The 16,365-nt window shown below is 34.0% G+C and carries 14 protein-coding genes; 2 read left to right on the top strand and 12 right to left on the bottom strand.

Annotated features, from left to right (window positions below):
• Positions 1-40: 40 nt before the first annotated feature.
• The 3 genes from FC55_RS04505 to FC55_RS04495 form a co-directional block, all read right to left on the bottom strand.
• Positions 41-1,132: an iron-containing alcohol dehydrogenase family protein gene (locus tag FC55_RS04505; protein WP_003701457.1), complete on the bottom strand. Its 1,092-nt coding sequence runs from the start codon at positions 1,130-1,132 to the stop codon at positions 41-43.
• A 154-nt stretch (positions 1,133-1,286) separates the two neighbouring features.
• Positions 1,287-2,429, bottom strand: a complete 1,143-nt coding sequence (locus FC55_RS04500; RefSeq protein WP_003701456.1) for a trans-sulfuration enzyme family protein — start codon at positions 2,427-2,429, stop codon at positions 1,287-1,289.
• A 15-nt stretch (positions 2,430-2,444) separates the two neighbouring features.
• Positions 2,445-3,362, bottom strand: a complete 918-nt coding sequence (locus FC55_RS04495; RefSeq protein ID WP_003701454.1) for a PLP-dependent cysteine synthase family protein — start codon at positions 3,360-3,362, stop codon at positions 2,445-2,447.
• Between the two features lie 355 nt (positions 3,363-3,717).
• Between FC55_RS04495 and pepF the strand changes: the two genes are divergently transcribed.
• Entirely contained in the window at positions 3,718-5,520 is a 1,803-nt protein-coding gene (gene pepF / locus FC55_RS04490) for an oligoendopeptidase F (protein WP_003701453.1), read from the top strand.
• Positions 5,521-5,688: 168 nt separating this feature from the next.
• Here the strand turns inward: pepF and FC55_RS04485 are convergent, their stop codons facing one another.
• The 5 genes from FC55_RS04485 to FC55_RS04465 all read right to left on the bottom strand — a co-directional run bounded on the left by FC55_RS04485 (position 5,689) and on the right by FC55_RS04465 (position 10,515).
• Positions 5,689-6,603, bottom strand: coding sequence for a DMT family transporter (locus FC55_RS04485; protein WP_014568015.1), 915 nt, complete (start codon positions 6,601-6,603; stop codon positions 5,689-5,691).
• A 198-nt stretch (positions 6,604-6,801) separates the two neighbouring features.
• Positions 6,802-7,362 (bottom strand): GNAT family N-acetyltransferase, encoded by a 561-nt coding sequence (locus tag FC55_RS04480; protein ID WP_003701450.1) that lies wholly within the window; start codon positions 7,360-7,362, stop codon positions 6,802-6,804.
• Positions 7,363-7,376: 14 nt separating this feature from the next.
• On the bottom strand, positions 7,377-8,723 hold the full coding sequence (locus tag FC55_RS04475) for a threonine/serine exporter family protein (RefSeq protein WP_003701448.1): 1,347 nt from the start codon (positions 8,721-8,723) through the stop codon (positions 7,377-7,379).
• Between the two features lie 239 nt (positions 8,724-8,962).
• Complete coding sequence (locus FC55_RS04470) at positions 8,963-9,829, bottom strand: GRP family sugar transporter (protein WP_003701446.1); 867 nt, start codon at positions 9,827-9,829, stop codon at positions 8,963-8,965.
• Between the two features lie 119 nt (positions 9,830-9,948).
• On the bottom strand, positions 9,949-10,515 hold the full coding sequence (locus tag FC55_RS04465) for a TetR/AcrR family transcriptional regulator (RefSeq protein WP_003701445.1): 567 nt from the start codon (positions 10,513-10,515) through the stop codon (positions 9,949-9,951).
• A gap of 133 nt (positions 10,516-10,648) precedes the next feature.
• Here FC55_RS04465 and FC55_RS04460 point away from each other — a divergent pair, with 133 nt between their 5' ends.
• Positions 10,649-11,872 carry an MFS transporter gene (locus FC55_RS04460; RefSeq protein ID WP_003701444.1) on the top strand — a complete coding sequence of 408 codons (1,224 nt, stop codon included), beginning with the start codon at positions 10,649-10,651 and terminating at the stop codon, positions 11,870-11,872.
• 34 nt (positions 11,873-11,906) lie between these two features.
• On the opposite strand, the gene FC55_RS04455 is transcribed toward FC55_RS04460, so the two are convergent.
• The 4 genes from FC55_RS04455 to FC55_RS04440 form a co-directional block, all read right to left on the bottom strand.
• Entirely contained in the window at positions 11,907-12,620 is a 714-nt protein-coding gene (locus FC55_RS04455; protein WP_003701443.1) for an aspartate/glutamate racemase family protein, read from the bottom strand.
• 9 nt (positions 12,621-12,629) lie between these two features.
• Entirely contained in the window at positions 12,630-13,880 is a 1,251-nt protein-coding gene (locus FC55_RS04450; RefSeq protein WP_003701442.1) for a carboxylate--amine ligase, read from the bottom strand.
• The gene (locus FC55_RS04445) at positions 13,880-15,412 is read right to left on the bottom strand and encodes a UDP-N-acetylmuramoyl-L-alanyl-D-glutamate--2,6-diaminopimelate ligase (protein ID WP_003701441.1); all 1,533 of its coding nucleotides are present in this window, start codon (positions 15,410-15,412) and stop codon (positions 13,880-13,882) included. Before FC55_RS04445 ends, FC55_RS04450 begins: the two co-directional genes overlap by 1 nt.
• Positions 15,413-15,555: 143 nt before the next feature.
• Complete coding sequence (locus FC55_RS04440; RefSeq protein WP_003701440.1) at positions 15,556-15,882, bottom strand: hypothetical protein; 327 nt, start codon at positions 15,880-15,882, stop codon at positions 15,556-15,558.
• Positions 15,883-16,365: the final 483 nt, after the last annotated feature.

Below are 16,365 nucleotides of genomic sequence, written 5' to 3'. Positions count from 1 at the left end.
CTTGTGTTTTCATAGACTATTTTTACACTTTGAAAAAATGTTAGGCGTTTTCACTACCCATCTTATCTGCCAATTTAATTGCTTCTATGTATTTTTCCTTATCAAATGGGGTCTGCTTATATTCATTAGTTTGCATCGCAAGTTCTGTTATTTTTTCTGCATCGCTAACCTTTAATCCTATTTCTTCCAATGTTACTGGCAATCCCAATTTTTTATTAAAAACAGCTACTTTCTTTAATTCCTCCAACTCATTGAAATAAGCATGTAGCACCATTACCCCAAAGGAAACAACTTGTCCATGCAATGGTTCTTTTTCCTTTTTAATCGCTGTTGTTGCATTGTAGAAAGCATGAGCATGGCATGAATTATAGTAAAAATCATCTTGATTTACCAAGTTCGAAGCATAACCTGTTGAAACTACAATATCCAGAGCTACTTCTTCGATAGCCTTACTTACAGTTCCATTCTCTACATCTTTAATTCCTTGTTCCCCATACTTATAGAAAGCATCTTTAGAAGAAGCCGCAATTGCTGCACCTAATACTGCTGTATGAGGCAATTCCACACCACGTTCAACTGCTGCAGCTACTGCATGTTCTACTTCAGGAGCCTTACTAATACCATCGCCTACTCCTGCCCAGAAATATTCTTTCGGTGCTTTAGCAATCACACTTGTATTGATGAAAACATGTGCTGGAACATCAGGATATCCATACTTATCAAATGAACCATCATCTTTATACAAAACAGCAATAGCAGTCCCAGCTGAACAATTTGAACAGATTGTTGGGAATGTAAAAATAGTCTTATCTAAAGCTTTTGCCACCATCTTTACAGTGTCTAATGCTCGACCTCCACCAAAACCAAAAATTATATCTGCATCTTGAACTTCAGATTTTTCTACCAATTTATCTATATTAGACTGAGTTGCATTTTTTCCGTAAACAAAACTTCCAGTTACATAGAATCCATTACTTTCTAGAACATTTTTCACATCTTCTTGAGAACTCTTTAATGCTTTTTCTCCACCAATGAAAACGATTTTATGTACTTTATATTTATCTAAAACTTCTGGAATCTCTTTAAAACAATCTGGGCCATAGCTATAGTTACTCATATAATTTGTTGTCATAATAAAGACCTCTTTTCTATGTAAAAGAATATTTTTAATTAATTTAACATTTTTTTATAATTTTAGTCAAATAAAATTATTAGAATTAAAAAAGACACCTAAGTGATACTTTCAACACTTAGATGTCTTCTGTCATTACTATTTCAATTGATAATTATCCAATCTTATCCAAAGCTTGTTTCAAATCATCAATCAAATCTTCTTCATCTTCAATTCCTACTGACAAACGAATCAATTCATCTTTAATTCCATTTTCCAAACGAATTTCTCTAGGAATTGAGCCATGTGTCATTACTGATGGAACTTCAATTAAACTTTCAATTCCACCTAAACTTTCGGCAAGAGAAATTACTTTCAAACTTTCAACAAACTTTTTAGTATCTAATCCTTCTTGTAATTCAAAAGAAATCATCGCTCCAAAATGATCCATTTGTCTCTTAGCAACTTCATATCCAGGAAAGTCAGGCAAACCAGGATAAAGAATTCTTGCAACGCGACCATCATTTTCTAAAAACTTAATTATAGCCTCAGTATTAGCATGATGAACTCTCATTCTAGCACCTAATGTCTTAATTCCTCTTTGGATCAACCAGCTATCATCTGGTCCTAATGTACTACCGATTGAATTTTGTAGAAATGCTAGTTTTTCTGCGATTTCTTCGTCGCTAGTAACTGCTAAACCTGCTACTACATCGCTATGTCCACCTAAATATTTAGTAGCCGAATGCACTACAATATCAGCACCTAATTCAAGTGGTCTTTGGTTGTATGGAGTTGCGAAAGTATTATCAACGATTGTCTTTAAATTATGTTTCTTAGCAATCTTTGTAATAGCTGAAATATCTGCAATCTGTAACAAAGGATTAGTTGGTGTTTCAAAGTAGATTGCCACTGTGTTATCTTGAATTGCATTTTCAATTGCTGCCAAATCTTGCATATCAACAACTGTAAATTCTAAACCAAATCGTTTCAACACTTTATTTATCAAACGGAAAGTTCCACCATAAACGTCACTTCCTACGATAAAATGATCATGAGCTGAATACATAGAGAATGTAGCATGAATTGCTGCTGAACCTGAAGCAAAGGCAAATCCAGCTACTCCACCCTCTAAATCAGCAATCAACGCTTCTAAGGCTGCACGTGTAGGATTTCCTGTACGACTGTATTCCCACTTAGGATTACCACCCAACTCATATTGATGGAATGTTGATGAACGATATACAGGGATTGATACTGCTCCTGTTGCTTGATCTTCACTTTGTCCGCCATGAATTAATTTTGTTTCAAATTTCATTATCTTTACCTCCGATTAATCGTATATATTTTCACTTAAATATCTTTCACTAGAATCTGGAAAAATTGTCACAATAGTTGAATTTGCTGGCAATTTTTCTGCCATATGCATGCTTGCTGCTAATGCTGCACCAGATGAAGAGCCAATAAACAAGCCTTGATCTTGTGCCATTTGTTTAACATAATTAAAAGCTTCATCATCACTGATGGTTTGAACTTCATCAACCTTTACTTTTTTGAAAAAAGGTGGAACTTTCTCAACGCCAATTCCTTCTGTCCGATGAGGATGTTCAGGTTGATTATCCAAAATTGATCCCTCTGGTTGAACTACTACTGAAGTTAACTCTGGATACTCTGCTTGTAATGTTTCGGCCGTTCCAGCAAAGGTTCCCCCTGTTCCTGCACCTGCCACAAAAGCATCTAATTTCAAATTAATTGCTTGTAAGTCATCTATAATTTCTTGTCCCAATCCTCTAGTATAAGCATCAGGATTATCACTATTTTCAAATTGATTAGGTATATAACTATTAGCGATCTGATTAGCTAATTCGCGACTTTTTCTCAAAGCTCCCTGCATGCCTTCAGCTCTAGGAGTATTAATAATTTCAGCACCCAACGCTCTCATTAAAGTTTGTTTTTCAGCTGAGAAATGCTCTGGTACTACCAAAATTGTCTTTAAATGATACTTTTGAGTTGCTAAAGCCAAGCCAATTCCAGTATTACCAGCTGTGGGTTCTATAATTGTCGTATCTTTATCAATATCGCCTCTCTTTAATGCTGCTTCAATCAAAGATATTCCCAATCTATCCTTAACACTACCACCAGGATTAAAAGACTCTAACTTAGCTAAAATCCTACTTCCTTTAGCTACTGGCACATCTAACTCTATTAAAGGCGTCTGTCCTATCAACTCATAGACACTTTTTACAATCATTATCATCACTTCCAAATTAATTTTAGTTAATAAAAAAAGACACCAACCCAAATTTACTGGATTAGTGTCAATTACGATTCTACGTATAAGTTATGGTTATAATCTAATTACTTGTTAAAACAGATTATTGGCACACCAAAAACGTGAAGCGCAATTGACACGCTTCACAACAACATGTATTTAATTCAACTGAATTAAATTCACGCATTTTGGTGTTCCTCCTATCATCTATGTAAGTCTATTAACTAATTGTAAGCAATTCTAGCACCTAATTTTTATTTCGTCAATGGTTTTAAATTGCTTACTTAAAAAATCTCGGCTATACTGTCATTAATTAATTATTAGAGGTGATGTTATGGCTTTACCAAAAAGAAGTGAAGTTCCAGTTAATGAAACATGGGATTTAACCGCTATTTATCCAGATAAAAAAGCTTGGAAAGCAGATATGGTAGCAGTTAGAGAATTAGTTACACAATTTCAAAATAACTATCGTTCTAAATTAACTGAGGCTAAAATTATTATTGCTGCTTTACATGATTTAGAAACTATCTATCAAAAGCTTAGTTGGATTGAACACTATGCTTTCCTACCTCAAACTACAGATATGACAAATCCTGAATACAATCAGATGCTAGTTGAAAATGATAATTTACAAGCTACAATTACAGCTGATTTGTCATTTTTCAAGACTGAAGTTCTAACTAATCCAGTGTCTTTACTTGATCAAGTTGCAGAAATTGAACCTCAATTTGCTCCTGTTGTTCGTCATTGGAAAGTTGAAAAACCACATCAATTATCACCAGAAGTAGAGAAAACTTTAGCGACATTAAGTCCTACACTTAACTCGTCTGAGCGTATCTATACTACAGCTCGTGCTGCTGGTTGGGATATGGAAGATTTTGAAGTTGATGGCAAGACTTATCCTATGTCATTTGTACTTTATGAAAATACTTATCAATATCATCCAAATCCTGAAGTGCGTCATAAGGCACACCAAATTTTCTCTGATACTTTGTGCAAACATAAAAATACAGTTGCCGCTAATTATTACACTCAAGTAAGCAAGGAAAAGAAACTTGCTGATTTACGTGGCTATGATTCTGTTTTTGATTACTTGTTATCAGATCAAGAAGTTTCACGTGAAACATTTGACCGACAAATTGATGTTATTATCGACGAACTTGGTCCTGTTATGCAAAAATACGTTAAACTTTTACAAAAAGAACATGGCTTAGACAAGATGCTTTACTCAGATTTACAAATCGACTTGGATCCTGAATTCGCACCTAAAGCTGATTTAGAATCTGCTACTGGCTATATTAGCGAAGCTGTTTCCGTACTTGGTGAAGATTATAAAAATGCGATTTTGAAAGCTTTCCCTGAACGCTGGGTAGATTTCCCTGCCAATGCCGGTAAAGAATCTGGTGGCTTTGAAACAACTCCATACGGTCTTCATCCTTACATCTTGATGTCTTGGACTGGCGTTTTACCTGATGTCTATACTTTAATTCATGAATTAGGACACGCTGGTAACTTTATTAAGATTAACGAAAATAATTCAATCTTAACAAGTGAACCATCATTATACTTAATCGAGTCTCCTTCTACTTTTAATGAATTATTATTAACTCATTCATTGGAACAAAAGAGTGATGATCCTCGCATGAAACGTTTCGCATATACTACGATGCTAACAAATACTTACTTCCATAACTTTATCACCCACTTATTGGAAGCAGCTTTTCAACGTGAAGTTTATACTTTAGTTGAAAATGGTCAAACTTTTGATGGTGATAAACTTACTCAAATTAAAATGGATGTTCAAAAACGTTTCTGGGGCGATGCTGTAGATATTGACGAAAATGCTGGTCTAACTTGGATGCGTCAATCCCACTACTACATGGGATTATATTCTTACACTTATTCTGCTGGCTTAACAATTGCTACTCAAGCTTATCTAAAAGTTTTAGAAGAAGGTCAACCTGCTGTTGATCGTTGGTTAGAATATATCTCTCTAGGTGATCAAAAGGCACCAATGGATGCAGCTAAAGTTGCTGGAGTTGATGTTACTACTGCAGAATCTTTGCATAATACTATCAAGTTCTTAAACGATACGGTCGATAAAGTTATTGCATTAACTGAAGAATTAAATCAATAAAAATAAGTCTTGAATTTATCAACGAGGATAGATTCAAGACTTTATTTTTGTTTTTTACGATTTTAAGATAGGACCAATTTTCTAATTTCTACAAATTTTAGCTTATTTTTGCAGAAATTCAAAAATTGGTCCTATGTTCAAATTCAACATTTTTAATTTTCCGTTATTTTATTTGGCTCTTTTAAATCTTCGCCATATTACATTAAATGGTACGGCTTGAATAACTGTTGTTAAAATAATCAATAATGATCCAATAATTGCGGCTGTTGATAATTTAGTTCCTAATAAAGTAACAGCTAAAATTGTCGCAATCAGTGGTTCAAAAGCACTTAAAATTCCGGTAACGGATGGTGCTATATAACGAATACTTTGTAAAAATAAGGTATAGGCAAACATCGTTCCAAATACCACAATATAGATCACTAACACTATATTGAATAATGATAAATGTGGTTGTTCCATTGTTAAGAACCATGGCAACATAATAATTCCACTAACAAACATCGCTAGCCCACATACTACCATCGCATCGTATTTTTTCAACAATCCACTTGGAAGTAATGTATATAATGTAGCAGCAACTGCACTCCATAATCCCCAAGCTAACGCAATTGGGGTTAGAGTTAGTGTATCTAAACGACCACCAGTTACTAGCAAAAATGTTCCCATTAATGCTACAGCAATTGAAATTCCATCTACTCTTCTTGGTCTAATTTTCTGACCAAAAGCCATCCATAAAACGATCAATACTGGCTGTAAATATTGTAAGACTGTCGCTGTCGGTGCATTGCTATATTTAATAGCAAAAAAATAAGATAATTGCGAATTCATAACTCCGAAAATTGCGAATGCCAAAACCATTGCCATATTTTTTCGATCATGAATAATTTCGTTGATTTGTTTTGAAGACTTAATTAATCCCCAAATTAATAATAGTAGTCCTGCACCTAATAATCTAACAGCTACTAACCACTCTGTTGTCACTGCATGTGTCATGAATAATTGCTGGGCTGCTGCTCCTGAACCTCCCCATAATGATGCTCCACCAGCAGCTAATAATATGCCCTTCGTTTTCATTGACATAACTTAAATCACCTCTTTTATTTTTACAATTTAGAGACCAGAATAACACTCTCACGTTGTCTTGTAAACAACTAATTGTCATTTATTTTATAAGTTTTTAACGGATAATTAAATGTTGTCATAAAGTGACATTTGATGTTATCTTTTATGTATTTTGGGGAATAAAAAACTGGCAGAAATTTTCTACCAGCTTTTTAATTATTCATCATCTTTTTCAACTCTTAATGGTAAATAATAAGCCTGTCTTTGCTTGAAAAATTCAGCCATTAAATCAACATATAAGTTAGGTTTAACCTTGCCTTGTGGACTAAGAAAGTCGTATCTTACCCCACCTTTTTCTATACTATAGAATCCAGCCTTTGTAAAACCATTACGTTCGTAAAAGCTTTGACGGCGAATTCTTTGCTCATTGTTTGGAGCTTCTGGACTAGGTCTCTCAGAACTTAATCCCATTGTATAATCTTGATAACGTTCTTTGATTACTTCAAGAGCTTGGCTACCATAACCATCGCCTTGTCTATCAGGATCTACTGCTAGAAAGAAGATATATGCTAATTTCTTTGTCAAAATTGTATAGAAGAAACCAACCCATTCATTTTCATCATAAAGACTACAAAATTCTGCTTTTCCTTCATTCGCTCTCATTTTCAATAACCACAAAGGAATTCGTTCAACTTTTGGAAAAACTTCCTCATAAACTCTCTTTATCTGCTTGAAATCTTGTGACTTAGTTGAAATCTTTTCTACTTTTAATACCAAATTATCTTTCCTTTCTAATCTTTATAACGCCATTTCTTATCAGTCAATATACGTGCGGTAATTAATCCTAGTGGTAAAAACATTACGATTAAAGCTGCCTCAGTTAACCAAGTTGCTCCCACATTAATCGAAGCTACCCCTATATTATATACAGCACGATACATGTATAATCCAGGAACCATAATCACAATTGAAGGAACCGTTAATGAAATACGTGGGTAACCTTTAATTAGTGATGCTAGTAGTCCAGCAACCAACGCAGCAGTAAATGCAGCCGCTCCCGCCGGAATATTAGTTAAGTCTACCAATTCTAATCTAAGTGTATTAGCAATAGCCCCTATTATTCCAGCCCAAGTTGCCATCTCAATTGTACTATTAAACATAATTGAGAATCCAAATACTCCGACAAAACTAGCAGGGATTCGCAAGAGCATCATTGGTATTACTCCTAGATCTAATGGAATGAAGTTTACTGGTTTTAAATGAACTGCCATAGCTACCACCCAGCCTACTAAAGTAGCAACTGTGATAATCATAATCGCATACATCATTCTTTCTAAACCTGATCTCATATCGAGCTTAGCAATATCAAGTCCACTAGTAATAAATGGAAAACCAGGAATTACGAATAACATCGCTCCGATATATCCAGCTTCATGTTGTAATGAAACATGCATTATTGCTACCAAAGATTTAAAGGCTATCAAATAGAATATACAAGCAACTGCCACACTAACAGACACACACGCTAATAAAGTGATGCGTCGCTCAATCATTTTTCTACGAATATAATTTCCAAAACCAGCTCCTACAAAAGAACACAACATTTCTACTAGACCTCCGCCTAGTAAAAATACGAAGGCGCAACATGCAGAAGCTGCCGCTAAACCAGCCATAATAGCTGTATAGTGTCCTGGCTTACGCTCAATTTCATCTAGTATTTCATGGATCTGTTCAGAGCTCAGATCAGACCCACCTTTATTGAAGTCCATGACAAACTGTTCCATTTCTGACAATTTGTCAGTATTTACACCTGTACTTGCCAAAGATAAGGCTTGTGTATATCCATGCCCTTCTTCATCAACACAAGTATATTCAATTGATACCAATCCTACATCAGCTGAACATGAAACATTTAACTCTCTGGCAATAGTATTCATAGAATCTCGCACTCGCCAAGCACCAGTTCCATACGACAGAAGCATAATCCCTACTCTTCCTACCAAGGTAGCTTTTTCTTTTAAAGTTGCCCTCTTAGCAGGAGTATTGCTATTATCTGGCGTAAAATTGTGCCATGGCATTTGCATATGATGATGCTTCATCACAGATTGCAACATACTATTGGCTTCTTCACCACTCATTTTAATCAACTCCAAACACCAATTGTTGTAACAAACTCAATTATATATCTTACAGAAAATTATGTCAGTCAAAGAATTTAATTTTAATCTTCAATTAGCATTTTTCTTGTTTGAAAGTTTAAAAGAGTTTAAAAGAATTTAAAATATAATACGGAATTTAACAAAAAACATCCCATAGTCATCAACTAATTAGTCAATAACTATGGGACACCCTTATTTTTAATTATTAATTTTATATTTTAGATAAATCCTGTGATTACACTACCAACAACTAGTAGTACTAAACCAGCTAATGTGAAACCTAGTTCACGAGAAGTTTTACGTTCATGTAAGAACAACATTCCACCTAAAGTAGAAATAACTACACTTAATTGTGTGTAAATAAATGCACTTGAAGTTCCGTTTTCTTGAGCAGAGAAGATATATGCAAATGCTGCAATACCCCAAATTGCTCCGCCGATCATACCAGCCCAACTTTCACGTGCTGTTAATGCAGATGTTTCTCTAGTAGCGAAAACAAAGATTAAAGCACCACACAAAATACCTAACATTTCAGGTAAGTATAATGCAGTTGGAGAAACGTGTCTTACAGCTGGTAAGTTAGGGAATGAACTATAAATCCAGTAACCAATTGTTGTAACTAATAAGAATAATACATCTTTAGCAGAAGCTGATTCACTCTTATTATCATCTGTTACAGCTGTTAGAATAACACCTACAACAACGATTGCTAAAGCAACAAGACCAATAATCTTAGCTGTTGTTCCACTCCAGTTACCTAAGAATAACATTCCGATTAAAGAGTTACCAACTAATTGGAAACCAGCTGAGATAGGCATAGTTGTTGTTACACCCATACGTTCAGGTTTCATAGAAATAAATTGTCCAATTTGACCGATTGTCCAGCAAGCACCTGCCATGAAAGCCCAAATGAAAGCGGAAGCTGTAATTGTTGGGTGCATGATAGCAAATACGATTAAACCAACCAAAGTAGCACCTAAACCGGTTCCAAGAATTTGATTAGCAGGACCACCGCCAGTTTTGCTAGCGATTAATGGAAAAATACCCCAACAAACAGCAGGTATCAATGCAATAATGATATTCAATTTTGTTCACCTCAAAAAACTTTTTCTCTCTCTATCTGAAAAAACAGACTATTTTAATATTATCCTATAAAGTTAGTTGAAAATCAATGGTAAGGCTTACTTTTAATTGAATTTTAATTCTACACAGTAATTGTCGCTATTGCTTCTTCTAAAGTAAATTCAAAGCTCGTTTGTGCTGGAACTAGTGCTAATTTGAATAAGCCCCACAGTTCATTTTGAGCATACCCAAATATCACAGCTCGATATAATCGTGCTCTGTTTATAACATCAACATCATTTTTAGCAAATGGTTCAATCAAACTTTCTAACAACTCTACTAAATCTTTAAAATGATTTCTTGCTTCTTCTTTTTGACTATAATCAATTCCACCAAAAGCCAAACGTGTTAATCGTGGCTGGATCAATAATAATTCATGTAGTTTACGACCATATATACGTAGAGCTTCTTTTCCAGAAATTCCTTGCAATTCTTCTTTTATTTGTTCAGTTAAACTATCTAAAAAATCATTAATTACTGCAATTTTTAGTTCTTCTTTATCGGCAAAATATGGATACATCGCCTGAGAATGTACCCCTAATACACCAGCAACCTTACTGAAACTTAATTTCTCAGCCCCTTCTTTATTTATAATCTCTTTAGCTGCTTCTATTATTTTTTTGGTTGATAAATTTCTTTTTTGTGTCATTTTTTATTCTCTCACTTGCATTTATTTATTATTAGGTCTATCATTACACTTTGTAAATTAATATAGTAATTATTTTACTTTCTTTACTACTATAAGCTATATTTCGATATTATACAAAGGAAAGGACTATTTTATGGACGAAACACAACGAGAAAAAAGCCCATGGAAACGTAATTTATACATTCTATGGGTTTGTACTTTTATCGCTGGCATTGCTTTTAGTGAGCTTATGCCATTTATGTCTTTATATGTCAGTCAACTAGGACATTTTTCTAAGGCACAAGTCTCCTTTTATAGCGGTTTGGTCTATGCTGCTACTTTTCTAGTCACTGCCATCGTTTCTCCATTATGGGGAATGCTAGCTGATATTAAAGGACGCAAAATCATGTTAATTCGCGCTTCCTTTGGTATGGCCTTTGCTATGTTTTTAATGGGACTTGTCACTAACGTCTGGGAATTAATTGCCTTACGTGCCCTTCAAGGTTTATTTTCAGGTTTCATTTCAAATGCTCAAGCTTTAATAGCATCGCAAACACCTAGAAAGCATAGTGGGAAAGCTCTAGGAACTCTAGTCACTGGCTCAACTTCTGGAATGTTAATGGGACCTATCATCGGTGGTGCATTAGCCCAATTCTTCTCTATTAGAGACACTTTTTTTATCACCGCTTCCTTACTAGCCCTAGCAGGAATTTTATCTGCCACTTTAGTTAAAGAATACTTTGTACCTATTAAACGAGAAAAAAATTCTGAAGAACATCGCGGTTTATTATCACAATTTCAAAACCCTCGGCTAATCATTGTTCTGCTTATTTCTACTATGATGGTTCAATTGGGGAATATTTCAATTGCCCCTATTATCAGTTTATACATCAAAGAACTTATGCATAATCAGGGCCCAATTGCCTTAGTGGCTGGTATTATTGCTGCTTTACCAGGTATTTCCAATATTATTTCAGCTCCACGTTTAGGAGCTTATGGTGATGCTCATGGATCAAATAAAGTTCTAATGGCAGGTTATCTTTTTGCTGTTATCATGTATTTCCCACAAGGATTCGTTTCAAGTATTTGGTTACTAGGAATTTTACGTTTCTTTATTGGTATTTCTGATGGGGCACTATTTCCTACCATCCAAACTTTACTAACAAAGAATTCTCCTACATCAGCTACATCTGCCGTCTTTTCTTGGAATCAATCTTTCCAAGCTTTAGGTAATATGTTTGGCTCACTTTTAGGTGGTTCTTTAGCTGGACTATTTGATTACAATGTCGTTTTCATTTCTACAGCTACTCTACTACTACTTAATTTTTTAATTTTATGGTTTACTGAGCCAAACTTGCGTTTGAAATTTAATAGATAATAAAAACCAGTGGTCGTTTCCCACTGGTTTTTTACTATTTATTCTTTTGTGTTTTTAGTGCTAATTCCAACGTCTTATCGACCAATACTGATTGACTATCGATAATTGGTAAATCAGTAATAGGTTCTCTCTCTTGAGCTAATGATAACTCTGTACAGCCTAAAATAACCGCATCACACTTTTCATCTTTTACCATATCTTCAACTAATTCATAGAATAATTTACCATCAACATAATCTTTTTCTTTAATGTCATCATAAATTAATTCCATTGTCTTAGCTTGAATTTCAGCTGTTGGTTTTACTAACTCATAACCAGCATCTAAGATTTCTTTATCATATACACCATCATGTAAGGTACCATTGGTTGCGACAATCCCTACTCTCTTAGCATTAGGATAATCTTTCTTAATTTGTTCAACTGCTAGACGTGGCATATGCAACACTGGTACATCAACTGCAGCTTGTAACTCATCATAAAAATAATGTGCTGTGTTACATGGCAATGTAAAGAAATCTGGTTTTAAACTTGCTTGTTGTTTAAAATCTTCCAATAATGGAATCTTAGGATTTGGTTTACTATTATCTAAGATATAGGCTGTTCTATCTGGAACTGTTGCATGATTAACCAAAATATAATTCAAATATTCTTGATCATTATTAGCTGGTGTACGTAAATTCAACTGATGAATATAGCTTTCAGTTGCCATCGTGCCCATACCACCAATAATTGTAAAGAAATTTTTCATAAGTTTAGATCACCCTTTATTTTCTTTGAAATAACGATTGAAGTTCTTCACATAGTTATGATTCATCCACTTAATTAATAGCCAACGTCTAATATTCATATCTTTAGAATATTCGAAAGTTGTTCCGTAACGACCAGCTTTAATTAATTCCAAAGCTTTTTGCTTATCTTCATTATCCTTGGCATATTTCTTAAACACTTTCGCAGGCACACCTAACCATAGAGCATGTTGTTCTTCATCTTTATTTCCATAGACAGTTTCTTGATCTTTTAAGCTATCTTTAACGTAGTCTTTAACAACCCAATCAGCTAAATTGTAACCATCTAAAGTTACAAAGAAACTACTTCTTCCTTGACGAAGATTAATTTCAAATAACTTATATGTGTTATCTCTTGTGTCGTACTTCATATCAAAGTTAGCATAACCAGTATAGTTAATAGCTTCTAAGAAATTCTTGATACGATCATAGATATCTTGATTAAAGTCTGGCAATATTGCAACATAGTTTCCAATTGCTGATGGTGCTGGATCTTCTAGTAAAGGATGTCCCATACACATCATCTTAACTTTATGATCTTTATCTACATAGGCATTCAATACACGCATATGACTATCATCGCCAGGAATAAAGTCTTGTAAAATAAAATCAGACTTGTAGCCATTTGCATATGCTTGTTTCAAGACATAATCAAATTCTTCTCGATCCTTAATTCTAAAGGCTTTTTTACGACCTTCAAAATGAACGTCAAGCCATTCAACACTATTAGCTGGTTTCAATGCTACCGGATATTGGAATGGTTGTTCAATCTTGTCTCCACTGTCATGATCAGCTTTAGTGATGATTTTTGTTTTTGGATATGGCAAGTCATACTTGTCACACATTTCATAGAAACGTTCCTTGTTATTCAAATGCTTCAATAAATCATAGTCAACGTAAGGACAAATAAATACATCTGACAATTCATCCTTATGCTTAGCAATCAATTCTGCATAGCCATCACCACAACCAATTAAGATTACTGGTTCTTCATGATCAGCGTAACGTTTCTTTATCTTACGCATTTCATTAATCCAAACTGGATCTTCAGAAAAACCATCTATTAATTCTAAGTCAACAATTTTTGTAAATCTTGTTGGTGCCAATTCTATTTCTGCAAATGCTTTAACTGGTTTATGGTATAGTTCATAAAAAGAACGTGCCATTCCGTAAACATTAAAATCGCTACCTAATAAAATTGGTGTAAATGCTGGTGCACTCATTATAATTCCTCCACAATTTTCTTTGCTACATTAACATCTGATGGATAAGGTACATCGACACCCTTTATCTTTTGATAAGGATCTTCTCCTTTACCTGCTAATACTACTATATCGTTATTAGTACTCATTTTAATGGCTTTCTCAATTGCCATTTCTCTGTCTAGTTCAAACTCTACTTTTACATTATCATGGTTGATATAACTATCAATTTCTTGAGCAATCTTCATTGGATCTTCAAAGCCTGGATCATCCGTTGTCAAAATCACATGATCCACTTCTTCACTAACTGCTTTTCCGAAACCTGGACGACGAGAAATACCCTTATCTCCAGGAGAACCCAAAACAGCAATTACTCGACCGGCATGAGTTTGTTGTTTTAAAAAGGCAAATAAAGCTTTTAAACTAGCATAATTATGAGCATAATCAACATAGATTGTACCATTATTTTTTGTTTTAATAATTTCCATTCTACCAGGAATATGTACTCTATCAAGTGTCTTGCGTGCATCTTCACCTTTAGCACCTGCAAGTAAAGTAGCGATAATCGCACTAGTAGCATTTCCTTCGTTATAATCGCCTGGCACACTTAATTCATACTTTCCATCAACATGTAAGGTTTGAGCCTTATCACTAAGTCCCTTAACCTCAATTACACTTTTATGCAAATCTTCAAAATCATTTTGATATTCAATATCTACTGGAATGTTGTCAGAAATTTGAGCACCCTTGCGTGCAAAAACATATATATCTTCTGGTTCTGTTGTTGCTTTTGCAGTATAGTAAACATCTCTCAAATAAGCTGTTTCTCCATTAATCACACAACACTTAGAATTTACTAAGAGTTGTTCCTTACAATGAAGATAATCATCAAATGTTGGATGTTCATTTCTACCAATATGATCTGGTGAGATATTTAAGAATACCCCCACATCAAATGTAAGTCCATACACACGATTCTTCTTGTATGCCTGTGATGAAACTTCCATTACCAAATGAGTCATACCATTATTAACTGCAGCTCTCATATCATGGAATAAATCAAGTGATTCTGGAGTTGTTAAATCTGATTTAAATCTTTGATCAGGTTCATTTCCCAACACTCTATCAATAGTTGAAAAAAGAGCTACTTTTTTATCTGTTGCTTTTGCTAGAATATGCTCCGCAAAATAAGCTGAAGTAGTCTTTCCTTTTGTTCCTGTATAAGCAATAATAAATAACTCATTTTGAGGAAAACCATAGAATGCTGCACCTAATAGTGCCATCGCTTTTTGTACGTTAGTTACAATAATACCTGTCGCATCCATTCCTTCAGCATACTTTTGTTCAGAAACATAGGCTGTTGCACCTTTTTCCAAAGCTGAAGTTAAATAACTAGGTTTAAAATTACCTTTACAGAAAAACAAAGTATTATCTGACACTTTTCTTGAATCATAAGTTACATTTTCAAAAGTCAATTTTTGTTCGTTAACCACTTCTTTTAAGAGGTGGTGTTCATCCAATAAAGATAAAGCTGGGGTTATTTCTAATGCCATCAGCTCCTACACCTTCTAACTTTTTAAACTTGTCTCAAATATCTATTATTTCACGTTTTTGCTAAAAAAGAAATATTTGGTTGAGATTTTTATACAATATATAATATTAAAAAAGATTAGCTTGATCTCTCAAACTAATCCTTTTATTTTTTAGAAGCTCCACTAACAGCATCAACTTCACCTGGTTTAGTGAATTTATATTCTACTTCGCCATCAACTAGAACTACATGTAAATCATAATCATCGATTAACCACATATCTGTTGGCATTAAATAGAAAGATACACCATCTATCACTTCTTCAACTCCTGCAGTTTCATCATTATCTAACATAATCCCTAGATAATAACTTGGAAAAACTGTTGGAATTCCACCGTATATTTTAGTAAATATCTTTATTCTATCGCCCTTTTCAAGACGCATTTCTTCGATTAATTTACGTCCTGCTTCTTCACTAACTTTAAATTCCATAATTAATAACACCCCAAATCAAAATTAATTTAACCTTATCAATATAATTATATCAAATAAGTAACCGATTTCAATTTAGTGAATAAATTAACTAATTTGTATACAAAAAAGCCCCAAAAATTGAGTGGATTTCTGGAGCATAGGATGAATGTTCTTGCTTTTTGTCTAAGTGATAGTTTGAATATAAGTAAAAGCGTTCATTCATGGAAGACATAGGGGGGTTATTAACATCGGTTGATAGTAGTTTGAGTGTTTGAGTGAAAGTTTTACCAAGGATAGCTAATAACTACGACTTCCATAGTACATTTTATCAGAGAAAAAGTAGAAAATAAAGATTTCTAACATAAAAAATTACACTTATAGTGAAATTTTGTCTATTTTCCCGTAAAAAGGACCTTAATTTAGATATTTTTATCCGTTTTTTATATTATTCTGTTACTAAAATTAATATGCTTTTTATTAGACTTTACCTTATTTTTTCCC

This window comes from Ligilactobacillus salivarius DSM 20555 = ATCC 11741, assembly GCF_001435955.1.
Classification (GTDB): domain Bacteria; phylum Bacillota; class Bacilli; order Lactobacillales; family Lactobacillaceae; genus Ligilactobacillus; species Ligilactobacillus salivarius.
The sequence above is the reverse complement of the archived record's forward strand: the minus strand, read 5'-3'. Positions and strand labels throughout refer to the sequence as shown.